Annotated in this window: 12 protein-coding genes; 8 read left to right on the forward strand and 4 right to left on the reverse strand. The window is 62.7% G+C overall.

Going from position 1 to position 16,132, the window contains the following annotated elements; genetic code table 11:
• Positions 1-543: 543 nt before the first annotated feature.
• Positions 544-1,968 carry a glucose-6-phosphate dehydrogenase gene (locus HED64_RS16510; protein ID WP_168153088.1) on the reverse strand — a complete coding sequence of 475 codons (1,425 nt, stop codon included), beginning with the start codon at positions 1,966-1,968 and terminating at the stop codon, positions 544-546.
• A gap of 114 nt (positions 1,969-2,082) precedes the next feature.
• On the opposite strand from HED64_RS16510, the gene ffh reads away from it, so the two are divergent.
• Positions 2,083-3,636 carry a signal recognition particle protein gene (gene ffh / locus HED64_RS16515; RefSeq protein WP_168153089.1) on the forward strand — a complete coding sequence of 518 codons (1,554 nt, stop codon included), beginning with the start codon at positions 2,083-2,085 and terminating at the stop codon, positions 3,634-3,636.
• Between the two features lie 97 nt (positions 3,637-3,733).
• The gene (locus tag HED64_RS16520; RefSeq protein ID WP_168153090.1) at positions 3,734-4,879 is read left to right on the forward strand and encodes a hypothetical protein; all 1,146 of its coding nucleotides are present in this window, start codon (positions 3,734-3,736) and stop codon (positions 4,877-4,879) included.
• A gap of 697 nt (positions 4,880-5,576) precedes the next feature.
• Here HED64_RS16520 and HED64_RS16525 read toward each other — a convergent pair.
• A complete protein-coding gene (locus HED64_RS16525) occupies positions 5,577-6,557 on the reverse strand; it encodes a hypothetical protein (protein ID WP_168153091.1) in 981 nt (326 codons plus the stop codon).
• Positions 6,554-6,916, reverse strand: a complete 363-nt coding sequence (locus HED64_RS16530; protein WP_168153092.1) for a PadR family transcriptional regulator — start codon at positions 6,914-6,916, stop codon at positions 6,554-6,556. Before HED64_RS16530 ends, HED64_RS16525 begins: the two co-directional genes overlap by 4 nt.
• 460 nt (positions 6,917-7,376) lie before the next feature.
• Here HED64_RS16530 and HED64_RS16535 point away from each other — a divergent pair, with 460 nt between their 5' ends.
• The 5 genes from HED64_RS16535 to HED64_RS16555 all read left to right on the forward strand — a co-directional run bounded on the left by HED64_RS16535 (position 7,377) and on the right by HED64_RS16555 (position 13,276).
• Positions 7,377-8,225: an ATP-binding cassette domain-containing protein gene (locus tag HED64_RS16535; RefSeq protein WP_168153093.1), complete on the forward strand. Its 849-nt coding sequence runs from the start codon at positions 7,377-7,379 to the stop codon at positions 8,223-8,225.
• A gap of 10 nt (positions 8,226-8,235) precedes the next feature.
• Complete coding sequence (locus tag HED64_RS16540; protein ID WP_168153094.1) at positions 8,236-9,216, forward strand: ABC transporter substrate-binding protein; 981 nt, start codon at positions 8,236-8,238, stop codon at positions 9,214-9,216.
• Between the two features lie 65 nt (positions 9,217-9,281).
• Entirely contained in the window at positions 9,282-11,399 is a 2,118-nt protein-coding gene (locus tag HED64_RS16545) for an iron ABC transporter permease (RefSeq protein ID WP_342590753.1), read from the forward strand.
• 32 nt (positions 11,400-11,431) lie between these two features.
• Positions 11,432-12,259, forward strand: a complete 828-nt coding sequence (locus tag HED64_RS16550) for a siderophore-interacting protein (protein WP_245326062.1) — start codon at positions 11,432-11,434, stop codon at positions 12,257-12,259.
• 147 nt (positions 12,260-12,406) lie between these two features.
• Positions 12,407-13,276, forward strand: coding sequence for a VOC family protein (locus tag HED64_RS16555; RefSeq protein WP_168153095.1), 870 nt, complete (start codon positions 12,407-12,409; stop codon positions 13,274-13,276).
• 650 nt (positions 13,277-13,926) lie between these two features.
• On the opposite strand, the gene HED64_RS16560 is transcribed toward HED64_RS16555, so the two are convergent.
• On the reverse strand, positions 13,927-14,145 hold the full coding sequence (locus HED64_RS16560) for a hypothetical protein (protein ID WP_168153096.1): 219 nt from the start codon (positions 14,143-14,145) through the stop codon (positions 13,927-13,929).
• Positions 14,146-14,979: 834 nt separating this feature from the next.
• Between HED64_RS16560 and HED64_RS16565 the strand changes: the two genes are divergently transcribed.
• Positions 14,980-16,128 (forward strand): glycosyltransferase family 2 protein, encoded by a 1,149-nt coding sequence (locus tag HED64_RS16565; RefSeq protein WP_168153097.1) that lies wholly within the window; start codon positions 14,980-14,982, stop codon positions 16,126-16,128.
• Positions 16,129-16,132 lie beyond the last annotated feature (4 nt).

Genomic DNA, 16,132 nt, shown 5'->3' on the forward strand with positions numbered 1-16,132 from the left:
TGTCGCGCCCGTAAAGGGCGTGATGAAATAGGGACTTCGATAGCGTCGGGGATGCCAACTGAAAAGTGTCCTTAACCTACCGTATTGCCTCCGTGCCCTTGGCGCACATGTGGACGCGCCACATGGCGGCGAGGCGTGGGCAGCAGAATTCTTGTGGGCACGGTCCACCAAACCCCACAGATTAGCGGTATTTGCTTCGTGTAGTGATTTCCGAGTGGCCAACCGCACTCGGTGGGAGTTTCCCTAAGAGCGTCAGCCGATTGGTGCTTAATCACGTTTCCTGCGCTGCTCCACCGAGGCCCGCAGCGCTCTCTTAGGCCGGAGCTCTTGGCTGCCGGGGAGGGTTAGTTGACGATGCTGGGTACCGGAATCCGGTGCCCAGCATCGTGCTGGCCATTGCTCGCGGGCCATGGTGACCCTCAATAGGCGTTTCAACCAGCGTTGTAGGTGCTAACCATCGTCGCTGACCACGGCCGCGGTGACCACTGGCGTGCAGTAAGTCGCAGCGGATCACGAAGTTTGGTTGTGACACCGCGCTGCGAGCTACTTCTTCTTAGCTCCGTTGGTTTCCCACGCAGTGGGGCCATTGGAACCGGCACTGTATTCATCTAGCGGAACATCATTTTTGGCCCAGGCGGCCAGGATGGGATCCACGATGCGCCAGCATTCCTCGGCCGTATCCCCGCGTACCGAAAGCGTCGGATCTCCGGAGAGCACACCGAGCAAGACTTCACCGTAGGGCAGTAGATCGGGGGAGTTGAGCTCGGCGACCATGGTCACAGCATCCAGGGTGTACAAATCGCCGGGCCCATTCACGTCCAGATCCAATTCCAGAGTGTCGGGTCCAAAACCGATCCGCAGCGTGGTGGGTGCGTCTGAGCCCTTGAACCCGGTCGGTAGGTGCGACACCGGACGGAAGGTGATGATCGCTTCCTTTCGCGCCTTTCCTAACGCCTTGCCAGCGCGCAGGATGAAGGGCACACCGGCCCAGCGTGAGTTGTTGATGTTCAGTGTTACCTCGGCCAGGGTCTCGGTCTGCAGGGTTGCATCCACACCCTTCTCGGTGGCGTAATCGGGAACGGCTCGGCCCATCGAGGTACCAGCGGTATACCTGGCGCGACGGGTGGAATTTTCCGGGGTGCCGGCCAAGGCGGTCGCCCGGAGGACCGAGCCGAGGTGATCACGGACATCACGCTCGCCCAGTGTTGCCGGGGCATTCATGGTGAGTAGACCCAGGATCTGGAGCAGATGCGACTGGATCATGTCGCGCAGGGCGCCTGCCTTGTCGTAATAACCGGCACGCTCCTCGAGGGCCAATTCCTCGTCGTAGAAGATCTCGATCTTCTCTACATGTTCGGCTGTGAATAGTGGTTCCAATAAGCGGTTGGCAAAGCGAAGGCCCAAGATGTTAAAGACGGTGCCCTTGCCCAGGAAGTGATCAACCCGGTGAATGTTTTCTTCGGGAACCAAACGGATGAGGGTACGGTTCAACTCCTGTGCCGAGCGTTGGTCCGAGCCGAACGGCTTCTCCATCACCAGCAAGGTGGTCTCGGGCAGCTCCCCGGGTTCCAAGACCTCACACGCCTTCTGGCTCACGGCCGGGGGCAAGGCAAAGTAGATGGCTACCGGGCCATCAAGCCGGGACACCAAGTCGGCCAGTTCTCCCGGCTTGGTCACATCGAGTTCCGCAAAGTGCGTGTCGTCGGCGATCTGGCCCAGCTCGGGGGCTCCCGAAGTCGTGGCGTTCTTCTTGGCTTCCGCACAAATCGTGTTCACCCGCAGCTGCCACTGCTCTTGGGAATAGCCGGGACCACCGGCTCCGGCCAGCTTGATGCCGGGAGCTCGGCCCGATCCGATGAGCCTGGCGAGGCCCGGAAGAAGCAGTCTTCCGGTCAAATCGCCGGAGGCTCCGAGGATCAATAATGTGCGTACATGGTTGCCTGCATGGCCACTTGTTTCAAGGTTCACTCTCCAAGACTGCCACGTGTTGAGAAAACTGGGGCGTGTTGTTGGTAATCTTGGATGTTGAGTCCAGCGGGTTAGACCGCGCCTAACGCCCACAACGAAAGAAGTGCACGGCACGTGTTCAATTCACTCTCCGACCGCCTGACATCCACCTTCAAGAATCTTCGCGGCAAGGGACGGCTTTCCGAGGCCGATATCGACGGCACCGTCCGCGAAATCCGCCGTGCCCTGCTCGACGCCGACGTCGCCGTTTCGGTGGTGCGCGCGTTCGTGGCGCAGGTCAAGGAACGCGCCCTGGGCGAAGAGGTCTCCGCCTCGCTTAACCCGGGACAGCAGATCGTTAAGATCGTCAACGAGGAACTTGTTGGCATCCTTGGCGGGGAAACCCGTCGACTGAACCTCGCCAAGGTTGCTCCCACCGTCATCATGCTCGCCGGCCTTCAGGGTGCGGGTAAGACCACGCTGGCCGGAAAGCTGGCCAAGCACCTCAAAGCGCAGGGTCACACCCCGCTGCTGGTGGCCTGCGACCTTCAGCGTCCCAACGCCGTTAAGCAGCTGCAGGTTAACGGCGAACGTGCCGGCGTGCCGGTCTACGCACCGCACCCCGGTGTCTCCTCCGAATTTGAGGCTGCCACCGGTGATCCGGTAGCAGTGGCCCGTGATGGTGTTGCCGAGGCAAAGGCCAAGCTACACGACGTGGTGATCGTTGATACCGCCGGACGCTTGGGCATCGATACCGAAATGATGGAGCAGGCTGCGAACATTCGCGCCGCCGTCAACCCGGACGAGGTCCTCTTTGTCATCGACGCCATGATTGGTCAGGACGCGGTTAACACCGCCCAAGCCTTCAATGACGGCGTCGGAGTCACCGGCGTGGTGCTCACCAAGCTTGATGGTGATGCTCGCGGTGGTGCGGCACTTTCCGTCGCCTCGGTCACCGGCAAGCCGGTCATGTACGCCTCCACCGGTGAGAACCTCGATGATTTCGAAATCTTCCACCCGGACCGTATGGCCTCCCGAATCCTGGACATGGGTGACATCCTCACCCTGATCGAACAGGCCGAAGCCAATTGGGACAAGGGCGAAGCCGAGCGCATGGCGAAGAAGTTCGCCGACCGCGAAGACTTCACCTTAGAAGACTTCCTGGCCCAGATGGCCCAGATCCGCAAGATGGGCTCGATGAAGAAGATCCTGGGCATGATGCCAGGATCACAGATCTCCCGTCAGCAGCTCGAGCAGTTCGACGAGTCGCAGATGGATCGGATCGAGGCCATCGTTCGCTCGATGACCCCGCACGAGCGTGTTGCTCCGAAGATCATCAACGGCTCACGCCGCGCCCGCATCGCCAAGGGCTCGGGCGTTCACGTTTCCGAGGTCAACTCGATGCTTGAGCGCTTCGGTGAGGCGCAGAAGATGATGAAGAAATTGGCCTCCGGCGGAGCCATCCCGGGTATGCCCGGTGGCCGCGGCGGAGCCAAAAAGGCTGCCAAGTCAAATGCAAAGAAGAAGCAGCAAAAGTTCGGCAATCCGGCCAAGGCAGCCCAGCTAGCCGCAGCGGAAGCCAACAAGGCTAAGGCGCCCTCCGGAGCGGCCTTTGGTGCCGGGAACAAGGACTTTGATCCCGCGGATCTGAACTTGCCGAAGGGGTTTGAGAAGTTCCTTGGTAAGTAGCCCACAAGGCACGCAGGGAGGCGAAGAGCCAAAATGGCTGATCGCCTCCCTTGCACTGATTTTTGAGGATCCCAGTGGGGAAGAATCCCACCGACGCGTGAGACAAAACCTGCAAGCGCGCCATAGCGTGTCCTTGCTGGCCGCTCCCGTTTCTTGGGGAAAACTCTCGGTCATCGAGATGGCACTTGCGGTGAGCCCCGATGGGTACATCGTCATGGCCGATGAGGCCGGCGAGATCAGCTTTGGGCAGCAGATCGAGGGCTTCGCCATTGCGTTGAAGCGTGGTACCGGCGCACGCTACGCCGACTTCGAAGGCGTGGATGCCGAAAGCGGCGAACCCATCAACGACGAGGCACTCGAGCAGCCCACCGGTGGGCGTTCGGTGCTGTTGGGGTCCTTCAGCGAATCTGACGTGGCGAGCTTTGCTGGTGTTACCAAAACAGCGTGGCACTACTTCCGTACCGAACACGCTGACGTGGCTATCCACGAGGGCTACATGCCCGAAATCATGCTGTCAAAGTCTTTATTCCCGGCCATCATGCTCTCTCGGATGGGCCCGCGGTTCTCGATGGTCTTCTGGTTTAAGGGCCAAAGTAAGAAGCTGCATGGCTATCCAGGATTCGGCCACGGTTGGTCAGTTGCCGCCCACCCCGTGCTGGACCCGCCTGTGGGCACCGAATCTGCCGAGGTCGCTGCGTTCCTCGCGCGTGAATGGCTGGCACCGGATCTTGAATCCATTTCCCAACTTGCCCAATATGGCATCCCGGAATCGACGATCACCCAACTGAATGACGCTCTGAGCGGCAGTGGGTCAATCGAGAAATTGAGTACTGTCCTAGAAATTTTTGGGCGTCCCGGGTCGCTGGCGGACTATGCCGAGAAAGACGAGCTACCGCAGGCCGCACGCCTGGTCGCTCCGCGCGGAATAGGTGCAACGGTCGCCACCTCGATGGGCGCCGAAGCGCGCGGGAATGGAACCGCCACTAATTCAACTCGTGCCGAAACTCAGGCCATGACGCGCTTCCGAAAGTTCTTTAACCCGCTGCGGTGGCGTCCGCGAAGCCAACTGATCTGGGGCGTATTGCAGGCGTTGGTGGCCATCGCACTGGTGGCACTCACCGACTGGGACGAGCCCCGTTTCCCGTTGTGGGCATCGATTGTTGTTACCGCACTCTGGGCCCTTGACGCGGTGTCCAACATCGGGATTGGTATCTGGCGTTCTTCGCGAAAGAACGGAAAATAACCATATCTGAAAACCGAAATGATCAGCTTTCTGCCTCTGCTTGAGGGCGTTTGCCCAACTTTCCCTTTTTGATGGGGATCACTTATCGGTGTGCGGGCGTTAGGCAAAGACGCTGCGGAAAGTTGGCGGCATTTGAGGCAACCAGATCTTCCCAAAGAATCACCATTGCCAAGAGCAATGCGTGCGTCAAGGCACCGGGGTAGCGGCTGCCGAACGGCCGCAATAAATGTTGATCGTGAAGATCAAACAATTGATGCGGTACCAGCCGTGGGGACTTTCAAGTCGTGCGTGTCCCATGGACTGGGGCGCCAGCAGTTAGATAGGGGTGCGTTATGGGCAATTGCCTTCCGCCATTGCTCTATTCTTATTTGCCCTACTTGCGATCGTCCCGCCCTACCAACGACATCAGCCACTGTGCCGCGAGCGTGCGTTCATGATGATCTCCATGACCTGCAGTCGGGCCGACAAATATCCGAGCCTTTGCTCGGTCGTTGCGAGGCGGTGATCGATCGGAGGCCGCGATCTAGCGGCACACAGGATCATCGAGTTGACCAGATTGTGTCTGGCCGGAATCCAGCCCGTGGTCAATCACGCATGAGAGTTAACACGTGGAAGCCATACGGAAACGAGTGCGGGATCCTGCCAGATAATAGAGTTTGCAACGCAACCTCGTGGGCTAGTCAATAGGTGCACCCCGTTAGCCCAAGCTGCCGACGCGCTTTGCGCGCATGGCTGTGTCTCTGCGGACCTTGCGCAGTGGATCGATCAGGTTCCAGATCACGACGCCGATCGTGATGATGATGATCGTTACATTCAGGTGTAGAGACGCATCTAACCACCCCTCGGTGACCAAGCGGCCGATAAAACGTGGCTCAAACAAGGAATCGGTGGCGGCTAGCCAAACCACAGGTACGGCAACCAACAGTTCCAGGATGGCGTTGATGGCCACGAAGCGCCACGACCAGCCGCCGGCACGATAGCGGATGAACTCCAGCACGGCGGTGGCCAACAGACCTAGCATCAGCAGGGGAATCCAGAATGGCCAAAGTTCGGTGTTGAGAGTCGGCATCGATTGGCCCTGCGCATCAGTAAAGGGCGAGTTGAAGTGTTGCCATGGCAGGTAGGCTACCGCGACGAGTGCCACGAGTATCGCCGCGATGGTGTCGCCCAGACGGACTCCTCCCGGCGGGGTGTCAGGAAGCGTCGTCGGGTCCCACTTCGGTTTCGCCTCCTTGGAACCGGGGTTGCGCTCAATGAGCGCAAAGATGAGGGTGACCCAGAAGAACATGTGCATGGCCACACCCAGTCCGGCGATGATTCCACCGGAAGCGATTTCGCCGGCATCACCACCGCTGAGTAACTTACCCAGCATCACCGCGAAAGCAACGACCGGCAATACTGTGGCCGCAAGGATCTTAAGCAGGCGGATGTAGGTGGGGAAGTAGTCGGGGCCAATGAGGTGAAGAGGTTTGTTTGAATAGTCGGCCGCCAGACGCATCGGATCACCGAGTTCCAGCAGCACGGCGCGCTCGACGTCCTCCGGCGGGGTCCCGGCATCGAGGCGTGCCTCTCTCAAGTCTGCGATGGCCGCAGCGACCTCGGCCTCCACATCTTCGCGTTGGGATTCGGGCACGGAACGGGACACGGCCGTGACGTATCGGCTGGACAAGCTGCTCATGGCAACTCCTTGAGGGGTGTATTTGGTTCTTCGGAACGCAGTGCGTTGAGGGAAGTGGCCAAGTAGTTCCACTCGGCAGTGAGCGAGTCAAGCAGGCTTCTGCCGGACTGGCTGGTCTTGTACATCTTGCGTGGACGGGACTCGGTGGTGTCCCACTCGGCGTCCAATAGTCCCTGTTTTTCCAAGCGACGCAACAGTGGGTAGAGCGTGTTGGCATCCACGCTCAGCCCAGATTTCTCCAGCACCGCTAGCAGACCGTAACCGTAGCCTGGGGTTTCCAGGGTTGCCAGCGCGGCCATCACCACGGTTCCGCGGCGAAGTTCTTGCTGGTGTCCGGACAGGACCTCTTCATAGATCATGTTTCACACGATACTGTGTCACGCACACTATTGTCCATGGCAAGGAGATTGGAAGTTTCCAGCTAATTCCTTGACGCGCCACGGATCAATGGCTCGATGCCAACGTTCGTCGGTGGCGCGCGACGGCGCCCAATGGCCTCGGCGCGCAGTTGGTAGGCGGTCCCGGCGACGACCGCATCGATGACGAAAGTTCGGTTTCCCGGTAACAGCAGCGCGGTGGATGCTGAGCTGGATACCGCGTGCGGATCGACCCTCCGTCGTGACGCGGTGCTAATCGTTCCCGTGGCAAGTCTCTGCGCACTACCCGGCCGGAAAGTGGCCGCCGGGGTGGACCTCGGGGGCGCCCTTGAGCCTCTTCACACCCGGGCTGGCGCAGCTAGGGAACTCAAAACGAATCATTACCTCATGTTTCACTACGCTAAATTTTACAAATAAGGTAAGGCTAAGTTTATGATGATGCGTGAATGATCGCAAAACCGGATATGGGCTCAGTGCCCAAGACCTTGACCTAGGCTATGGGACTCGACAGGTGGTCCATGGTGCCCACCTGACGCTTCGCCCTGGCCGCATCGTGGCCCTAGTGGGCCCCAACGGCAGCGGGAAATCGACGCTGCTGCGCGCCATGGCGCGCTTGCACGAGGTTGACGCGGGAGGACTCCGGCTGGGGAAACTCGGCGGGGAATCCCTGGACGCCTTATCCATGAAGCGCAGCGAGTTTGCGCGGCGGGTCACCCTGCTGTCGCAAAGTCGTCCCGTGCCGCACGGCCTCAGCGTGCGCGAGGTGGTCGAGTTTGGCCGCCATCCGCATCGCGGACGGTTCCGCTCCGCGGACCCGTCGGGCCAGGCCATGGTCGAGGGCGCCATGGCGATGACGGGAGTCGAAGCACTTGCCGACCGCGGGGTGCACGAGCTCTCCGGCGGACAGCTGCAGCGCGTCTGGATGGCCAGCGCTCTGGCGCAGGACACCTCCGTCCTCCTGCTGGACGAGCCGACCAACCACCTGGACCTGCGCTACAAGGTCGAGATCTTCGACCTAGTCCACGACCTGGCCCGCGAACACGGGGTGGCGGTTGGGCTGGTGCTGCACGACCTGGACGAAGCCGCTGGGATCGCCGATGACATCGCGGTGCTCAGTGGCGGGCGCATCATGGCGGTGGGCCCGGCCCATGAGGCGCTTGATGCGCAGCTGCTGTCCCGGGTCTATGGCATCGAGATCGAGACCCGGCTGGATCCGTTCACCGGGCGGGTGCAGACACGTGCCCTAGGCCGGCGCCACGGGAATTCACAACCCATCCTTGAAACCATCTAGAAGGAGAACCATGAACAAGATTCACTCGCTCACCCTTGCCCTCGTGGCCGCCGGCGCCCTGGCGTTGACCGGCTGCGGTACCACCGAGGCTCCGGCCTCCGCAGAAACCGCTCCGACCGAGGCGGGCGGAGCCGTCTCGGTGACCGATGCGCGCGGCAAAACCATCACCCTCGAGGCCCCCGCCACCCGGCTGGTCGGCACCGAATGGAACGTGCTGGAGAACATCGCCTCGCTGGGCACCATGCCAGTGGGGGCCGCCGACGTGAAGGGCTACAACGCCTGGGTCAAGGCTGCTCCGCTGTATGCGGGCGTCAAGGATATCGGCACTCGCGGAGAACCGAGCATCGACACCGTCGCCGCACTGGATGCCGACGTCATCGTGGCCACCACCGACCTGCCCGAGGCCGCCGTGGCACAGCTGGAAAAGCTTGCTCCGGTGGTGGTGCTGAAGTCCGCCGACGGAACGAATCAGATCGGTCAGGCCATCGAAAACCTGAACACGGTCGCCACACTCACCGGCACCCAGACCAAAGCCGCGGAGGTCGTCTCCGGCTACGAGGCAGCCATCACCGCCGGGCGCAGCGCGCTGGAAGCCGCCGGGCTCAGCGGCACCCGGGTGGCATTTGCCGACGGCTGGGTTGCTGACGGGGCGGTGTCCATCCGCCCGTACGTTGCCGGCTCGCTGCTCGCTGACATCAACACCGAGCTTGGGCTGGTAAGCCCTTGGTCGCTGAAGGGCGACCCCGCCTACGGGCTGGCCGCCACCGACGTCGAGGGCCTGACGGCCCTGGACGCCGAGCACTTCGTCTACATCGCCAACAAGAACGACGGCAACTTCGTTGACGAACTGACGACAAATGCCATCTGGAGCTCACTGGACTTTGTCAAGGCAGGGCACGTCCACCGCCTTGACGACGGCATCTGGATGTTCGGCGGCCCCGCCTCGATGACAGCGTACGTCAACGCGCTCGTGGCCGAACTGACCAAGTAGCAGACCAACCCCTGCCCGGTGCCCAGAGCACCGGGACCGCCCAAAGACAGCAGGAAGCAAGAATCGTGAGTCAATCCGTCCGTCAAGACACCGCAGCCCCTGAAGTGGCCCCGGTCATCGCCTCCGCGGCGCGGGTTCCGTGGTGGCGCTCGGTCGGTGCTCTGGCTGCGATGCTGCTCGGGAGCCTGGCGGTGCTGGCCGCCGTGCACCTGACCCAAGGCACCGCGACGCTGGGGATTGGGGAGCTCTGGGGCGTGCTCGCTGGCCGCGGCGCGGAACAGGACTCCGCGGTGCTCATCGCCTCGCGCGTCCCACGTTTGCTAGCCGGGCTGCTGGTAGGTATCGCGCTGGGGGTTGCCGGGGCGGGCATGCAGTCCGCCAGTGGAAACATCCTTGCCTCCCCGGACACCCTGGCGGTGAATGCCGGGGCACACCTGGCCATCGTCTCGGTGGCGGTACTGGGCTTCACCATGCCACCACTGGTCTCCGGGTCGGTCTCATTCCTGGGCGGACTTGGTGCCGCGGCCCTAGTTCTCGCGCTCTCCGGGGCCGGGACTCGTGCCGCGAGCGGACCGATCCGCCTGGTGCTGGCCGGATCCGCCCTAGCACTGGGACTGGGCTCGGTGACCAGCGCCCTGATCCTGCTCTACAGCCAGGAAACCACCGGGCTGCTGGCCTGGGGCAGCGGCAGCATCGTGCAGTCGCGCAGCACCGAACTGGTGCAGCTGGCCCCCGTCATCGCGATCGGAATTCTGGCGCTGTGTGCCCTCTCCCGGCGACTTGACCTGCTGGGCCTGGGCGAGGACGCCTCCCGGCTGGCCGGGGCCGACCCGCGCGTCGCGCGTCTGTGCGCGGTGCTCGCCGCGGTGCTCCTCTCGGCCGCCGCCGTGTCCCTGGCCGGCCCCATCGGTTTTGTGGGGTTGTGTGCCCCGGCCATTATCCGCCTGCTCAGTGGCAAGATCCCGGGGTTGGGACGGCACCGGGCGTTGTTGCCGCTGTCGGGGATCACCGGTGCGCTGGTGGTCGTCGGGGCCGACGTCCTGGTGCGCGTGGTGCTCGGGGCCAAGGCGGGGGTCGAGGTCCCCACGGGCGTTGTCACCACGCTGCTCGGCGCGATTTTTCTGGTCGTCCTGGCCGTGCGCATGAGCGACGGGTCGATGGCAGGCGGCGGCGACGCACTGGCGAAGATCCGCAGTTTCCGCACGTTCCTCGCGGTGCTGCTGGCCCTAGTCTTGCTGCTGACCGGGCTAGTGATTGCCGGAGTCTTGCTGGGGGATGCCAAGCTGCTGCTGGGGGACGTCCAGAACTGGATTTCCGGCCGGGCCGGGGACACCGTCTCGGCCGTGCTTGGCACCCGCCTGCCGCGGGTGCTGGCGGCGGTGCTGGCTGGTGTGGCTCTGGCGCTCGCTGGCACCCTGGTGCAGGGCGTTTCTCGCAATCCGCTGGCCGACCCGGGCATTCTGGGCGTCTCCGGAGGTGGTGGGCTGGCGGCGATTCTCGTGTTGACTTTGGCGCCAATGGCCGGCGCCTGGGCCGTGAGCGGTGCCGCGCTGGCTGGCGCGGGGTTGGTGGCGGTGCTGGTCTTCGGCCTGGCGATGCGCGGCGGGTTGCAGCAGGGCAGGCTGGTGCTCATCGGCATCGGTGTCTCCGCCGCGCTCTCGGCATTGATCAACGTGTTGCTGGTTACCACCAACCCCTATTCGCAAACCAAGGCGTTGACCTGGCTCTCGGGTTCCACCTACGGGCGTTCTCTCACCTCGGTGCTGCCCGTGGCGCTGGCCATCGCTCTGGTCATTCCGCTGCTCATCTGGATGCGCCGGGACCTAGATGTGCTGGCGCTGGATGATGACTCCCCACGGGTGTTGGGCATCGCGCTGGTGCCGGCCCGGCTCTGGCTGCTGGGCGGCGCGGTGTTACTGACCGCCGGTGCCGTGTCCACGGTCGGGGTGATCGCCTTCGTGGGGTTGGTGGCCCCGCATGCCGCTCGTTCGCTGGTTGGTGCCCGCCACACCCGGGTGTTGCCGGTGGCGCTGCTCATCGGCGCATGTACCGTCTCGATCGCCGACACCGTCGGGCGTACCGTCATCGCCCCGGGGCAGATCCCGGCCGGAATCATGACGGCCTTGGTCGGTGCCCCCTACTTCATGTACCTACTGTGGCGCTCGCGCAGCCCCAGCCACTAGGCAAAACCGAACCGCAACGAAAGCAGGAGAAGATGGCCAGAACCAACATGGCGGCAGCACGCGTGGCGGCCCAAACCCCGGGACTTATCCACGCGCAGGTGCTGCGCAGTCTGCGCCTGGGCCACAGCTTCCAGCGGGTGACGCTGGGGCACGGAACGCTGAGGGACTTCGTCCCTCTGGGGTTCGACCAGTGGTTCCGCCTCTTCCTGCCTTCCGCCGCTGGCAGCTTAGAGCGCCTGCCGCAGAAGCTCGACACCCTCGCCTACCTCAAGTATCTGGCGCTGCCCAAGGGGGCGCGGCCGATCCTGCGCAACTACACCGTGGCCGAATTCCGGCCCGCGGGGCTGCAGGGACCGGAGCTGGATGTTGATTTTGTGCTGCACTCGGCGCCCGACGGATCCCTGGGCCCCGCCGCACGGTGGGCCCGAGATGCCCTCCCGGGGGAGAAAGTGGCGTTCATCGACGAGGGCCTGGGTTTTAACCGCCCCGGGCATCTCGAGAGCGTTTTCATCGTTGCGGACGAGACGGGCCTGCCGGCCGCCGCAGGGGTGCTCGCTGCCCTGCCGCGGCATATCACGGGCACCGCGCTGCTGGAGGTTCCCGATGTAGCGGATCGCCGGGATGTTCCTGCCCCCGCAGGGGTCGAGGTGCGCTGGCTCCCGCGGACGGGAACCGCGTTGCCTGGGAGCGTGGCCCTTGATGCGTTGCGGGCACTGCAGATTCCGCGGGAGCCGTTTTACGGCTGGGTGGTGGGGGAGTCCTTGCTGGCCAGCGGCGTGCGCCGGCATTGGGTCGGCGCTGGTGTTCCCAAGTCACACATCACCTTCTGTGGCTATTGGAAGAATGGTGCCCGGCACTAAACCCGATGCGGGCTCGCGCGCGGACATGATGCCACCAGCTTGTTCCGGCCGTGATGGAGGGAACACGCATTATGGTTGTAGCTTCAAGTATTTGGTGCCATACTTGAGGAAGAGCAGCCCATCCCCGTCGTCCAAGGAGTCACCGCCATGAGCACCAGCACCCGAGATCAACTGTCAGCCGAGCTGGCCATGGGCACCGTCATGCTCAAGGTAGGGGACATGAAGAAAATGAGCGCCTACTATCAACAGGCGCTGGGCCTCGAGATTCTCTCCGAAGGAGCGGCCGGGACCGGCCTGGGACGCCGTGGACTTGAGCTTGTCCACCTCTCCGACGGCAAGGGCCTGAACCTTCCAGCTCGCGGCGAGGCCGGGCTTTTCCACACCGCATTGCTCTTTGACTCGCAATCGGATCTCGCTGCCACGGTGCTGGCCGCCGCGCAGTTCGACGGCTCGCTGTTCACCGGCAGCTCAGATCACTTAGTTTCCGAAGCCTTCTACTTCAACGACCCCGAGGGCAACGGCATTGAGCTCTACTGGGACCGGCCCCGCGATACCTGGAGCTGGAACGGGGATACCGTAGCCATGGACACCATTTACTTGGATCCGAATGAGTACCTCAACAAGCACGTCAACGAGGCTGCCGTCAGGGGACTGAGCACCGCCAACGCCGGCATCGGTCACGTGCACCTGCAGGTTGGCGACGTCGCCACGGCAGAGAAGTTCTACGTTGACACCCTGGGCTTCGCCAAGACCACGAGCTTCCACGGCCAGGCGCTCTTTGTTTCCGCTGGCGGATACCACCACCACATGGCCATGAATGTGTGGAACTCCCGCGGTGCGGGACCCCGCAAGGACACTTTGGGCCTCGGCGAAGTTGTCATCACCGTGCCGAACAATGACGAGGTTGGTGCCCTGGCCGACCGACTGAATGTTGCCGGCGTCGCGAATCACCACACCGGTGCGGAACTTCGTTTTGATGATCCGTGGGCCAACAAGATCCGCGTGGCCGTCGGCTAAGACCGAAAGGCCAGCGCGGCTGCGGGTCGGGGAGCGGTGTATTCTGCACAGCTCCCCGGCCCGCATTTTCTTGCGCTGCGTGTTTTGCCTCTTTTGGCGGTGGGAGACACGGACAGGTGGGACCCATGCCGTTGAAGCACCAACGCGCCGTGCCCCCACGCTGAATTCCTGCGCACTGGTCGTTGCGCCGACGTGTCTGCCGCCCTCCACCGGGCAGCAGCCGAATAATCCCCGTGGACACCGGTGCCATGTTAACCAACGCGACAATGGGCTGTGACGCTACAGCGGCACGTCGTCTGCGGTGAGGAGCTGTCGCCGAGGACCTGGCTGCCAGCGGCTGCTAGATGCATCCGCCCGCCTCCGCAGGCTACTGCGCGCTACGGTGTAACCAATCGGCCAGCTCCCGGAAGCGCCCGGATGGCTTCACGCTCAACGCGATCGCCGAGTGCGGCATCAACACGCCCCCGGCCAGCGACTCGCCGGTGCCGCTGGAGGCTGACCTGTGCCCCCACCGTCCCGTTTCTGGTGATGGTGATCGACTCGACGGTCGCCTCGTTCAGGGATCCGTCGCACACGTTAATGCCGAACGCCCCGAACCCGATGGTTTTGATAGGGGCCTTCGACGCTGAGCACATCGATGGCCCCGAAGTTCACGAACCCGATGCCGCTGGGGTGTTCGAAGAGACGTTGCCCAAGGCCATATCGTTCTGCCCGTAGGTGGTAGTCGTTTCGAGGTTGAGCACCTGCTTGGCTCGGGTGCGGCTAATAATGAGGACGCCGTCGCCGATCAAATCCGGGATCCCGGCGCAACGCGTGCGTCGAAAATGCCGCAGGCATAAACGGTCCGCCGACAGATATCCCGCCTCCACGCACCGAGGGACCTACTGAGTTGTCCGCGACGTTATTCAGCCGAACAGTCAAAACCACCGGGCGCTCGGCCCACCGGTTCCACAAGGTGAAGGCGCTCTGTTTGGCCATAACCCCGAAGTCAGCTGGCCGGTCCGTTCGCCCCTTACCCTCGGACTCGGCCCCATGGACTGCGTTGGCCTCAACGCGGCCGGCGAGGATGTTGCCCTAAATACTGAGGTAGATCTGTCAGTGGGTGGTGACGTTGCGCAGGCGCAGCGTGCCAAGGTCGGCAATGGTTGGATCGTTGTAGATCGCCCGTTCATGGGGGGGAGCTCCGCAAGGCCACGCTCGACAGGGGTTTTTGCAGGTCAATTTCGGGCCTTTGGCAGAGACTGCCGATTCACCGCCGCGCAGGCTGACTCCCGGCTGCAAGCTCAGCGAGGCGATGCCCCGGATTCCCCCAGTGACCTCAATTTCCGCGGAACCGGAGGCTAGGACCTCGTTGAGCTGGGCAACATGACTTGCCTTAGTGCCGCGGCATCTGGCCTATCTCCCGTCGTGGGGAATCCTCGTGTCGCTGAACAACTCGGGCATTCGGGCTGACCCCTGGATCCGCCGCCCGTGACCATCGTGGCCAGACGTGAGTCGGAGGGTCTGTAGCTCGATGCTGTGATCCCCGTCCGGCGGCGGCGAGCTGAAGAACCTGCTGGAAGTGATGCACCGAACACCTGCAGGTTTTCTTGCTACGTTCCTGTTTCAGTCCTGTTCCTTTGCTGCGGATTTCTTGCCGTTGAGTTGAGATACCCATGTCAAAGTTGAAAAACAGCAAGGAAACACGATCAGGGGAGGACCCGATGCGTCACGAAAACACCATTGAAGCAAGGAATCTCGCTTCAATATTGCAGGCTTCCAATGCGGAGTCCTCCCGCGCTTCACACCGGGCCACTGGCGGCGTGGTAACCGTGCTGGTACCGGCACACAATGAATCCGAAGCAATCATTGAGACCCTGGAATCGTTGGGACAACAAACCCGACGTCCAGACCGGGTGATCGTCATTGCCGATAACTGCACCGATAACACGGAGCAACTTGCCCTGGCTCAGGGTGCGGAAGTCATCTGCACGGTGGGCAACACGGACAAGAAGGCCGGCGCGTTGAACTTCGCGCTCGGCCGACTGCTCGAGGGAGCTGACCCGGATGACCTGATCCTGGTCCAGGATGCGGACTCGCAGCTGGCGCCAGACTTCATCGAGAACGCGGTCAGCCATCTCGGTTCCGACGACAAGCTCGGTGCGGTTGGCGGCGTGTTTCGCGGCGGTCCGGGCGGAGGCTTCGTCGGCCACCTACAGCGCAACGAGTATTCCCGATACGCCCGGGACGTCAAGCGCCTGAATGGGAAATGCCTCGTCGTGACCGGAACAGCAGCGCTGTTCCGGGTGCGGACGCTGCGGGGCGTCTCGCTGGCCAGAATCCAGGGCTCGCTGCCGGCGGGCAACGGACGCGGCGGGGTCTATGACACCTCGGTGCTGACTGAAGACAATGAACTTTCCTTCGCACTACTCACCCTGGGATTCAACATCCTTTCGCCGGCCGACTGCACCCTGGTCACCGAGGTCATGCCGACCTGGCGCGAGCTGTGGGCCCAACGCCTGAGGTGGAAAAGGGGTGCGGTGGAAAACTGCGTGCAGTACGGCTGGACCAAGGTCACCCGACCCTACTGGGGGCGCCAACTCCTGTCCATGGTCGGCGTACTGGTCACCGTGGCGTACTTGGCCTCGATCGCCTACGCAGTGGGGTCGGGAGCAGGACTTCACCTCCATGCCTTCTGGATGGCGGTGACCGGAGTGTTTGTCCTCGAACGGGTCGTGACAGTGCGGCTCAGGGGATGGAAATACATGCTGTTGGCGGCGACCATGTACGAAACGGTCATTGACCTCTTCTTACAGGCTGTCCACGCCAAGGCATACATGGATGCAATGTTTAACAAGAAAAAGGTTTGGTAGAAAA

The sequence above is a fragment of the Paeniglutamicibacter terrestris genome, from assembly GCF_012271785.1.
GTDB classification, from domain to species: domain Bacteria; phylum Actinomycetota; class Actinomycetes; order Actinomycetales; family Micrococcaceae; genus Paeniglutamicibacter; species Paeniglutamicibacter terrestris.

Excerpts from the sequence above, each read along its gene's own strand:
- HED64_RS16525 (WP_168153091.1), bottom strand. The coding sequence starts at position 6,557 with ATGAGCAGCTTGTCCAGCCGATACGTCACGGCCGTGTCCCGTTCCGTG.
- HED64_RS16530 (WP_168153092.1), bottom strand. The coding sequence starts at position 6,916 with ATGATCTATGAAGAGGTCCTGTCCGGACACCAGCAAGAACTTCGCCGC.
- HED64_RS16540 (WP_168153094.1), top strand. The coding sequence starts at position 8,236 with ATGAACAAGATTCACTCGCTCACCCTTGCCCTCGTGGCCGCCGGCGCC.
- HED64_RS16550 (WP_245326062.1), top strand. The coding sequence starts at position 11,432 with ATGGCCAGAACCAACATGGCGGCAGCACGCGTGGCGGCCCAAACCCCG.
- HED64_RS16555 (WP_168153095.1), top strand. The coding sequence starts at position 12,407 with ATGAGCACCAGCACCCGAGATCAACTGTCAGCCGAGCTGGCCATGGGC.
- HED64_RS16565 (WP_168153097.1), top strand. The coding sequence starts at position 14,980 with ATGCGTCACGAAAACACCATTGAAGCAAGGAATCTCGCTTCAATATTG.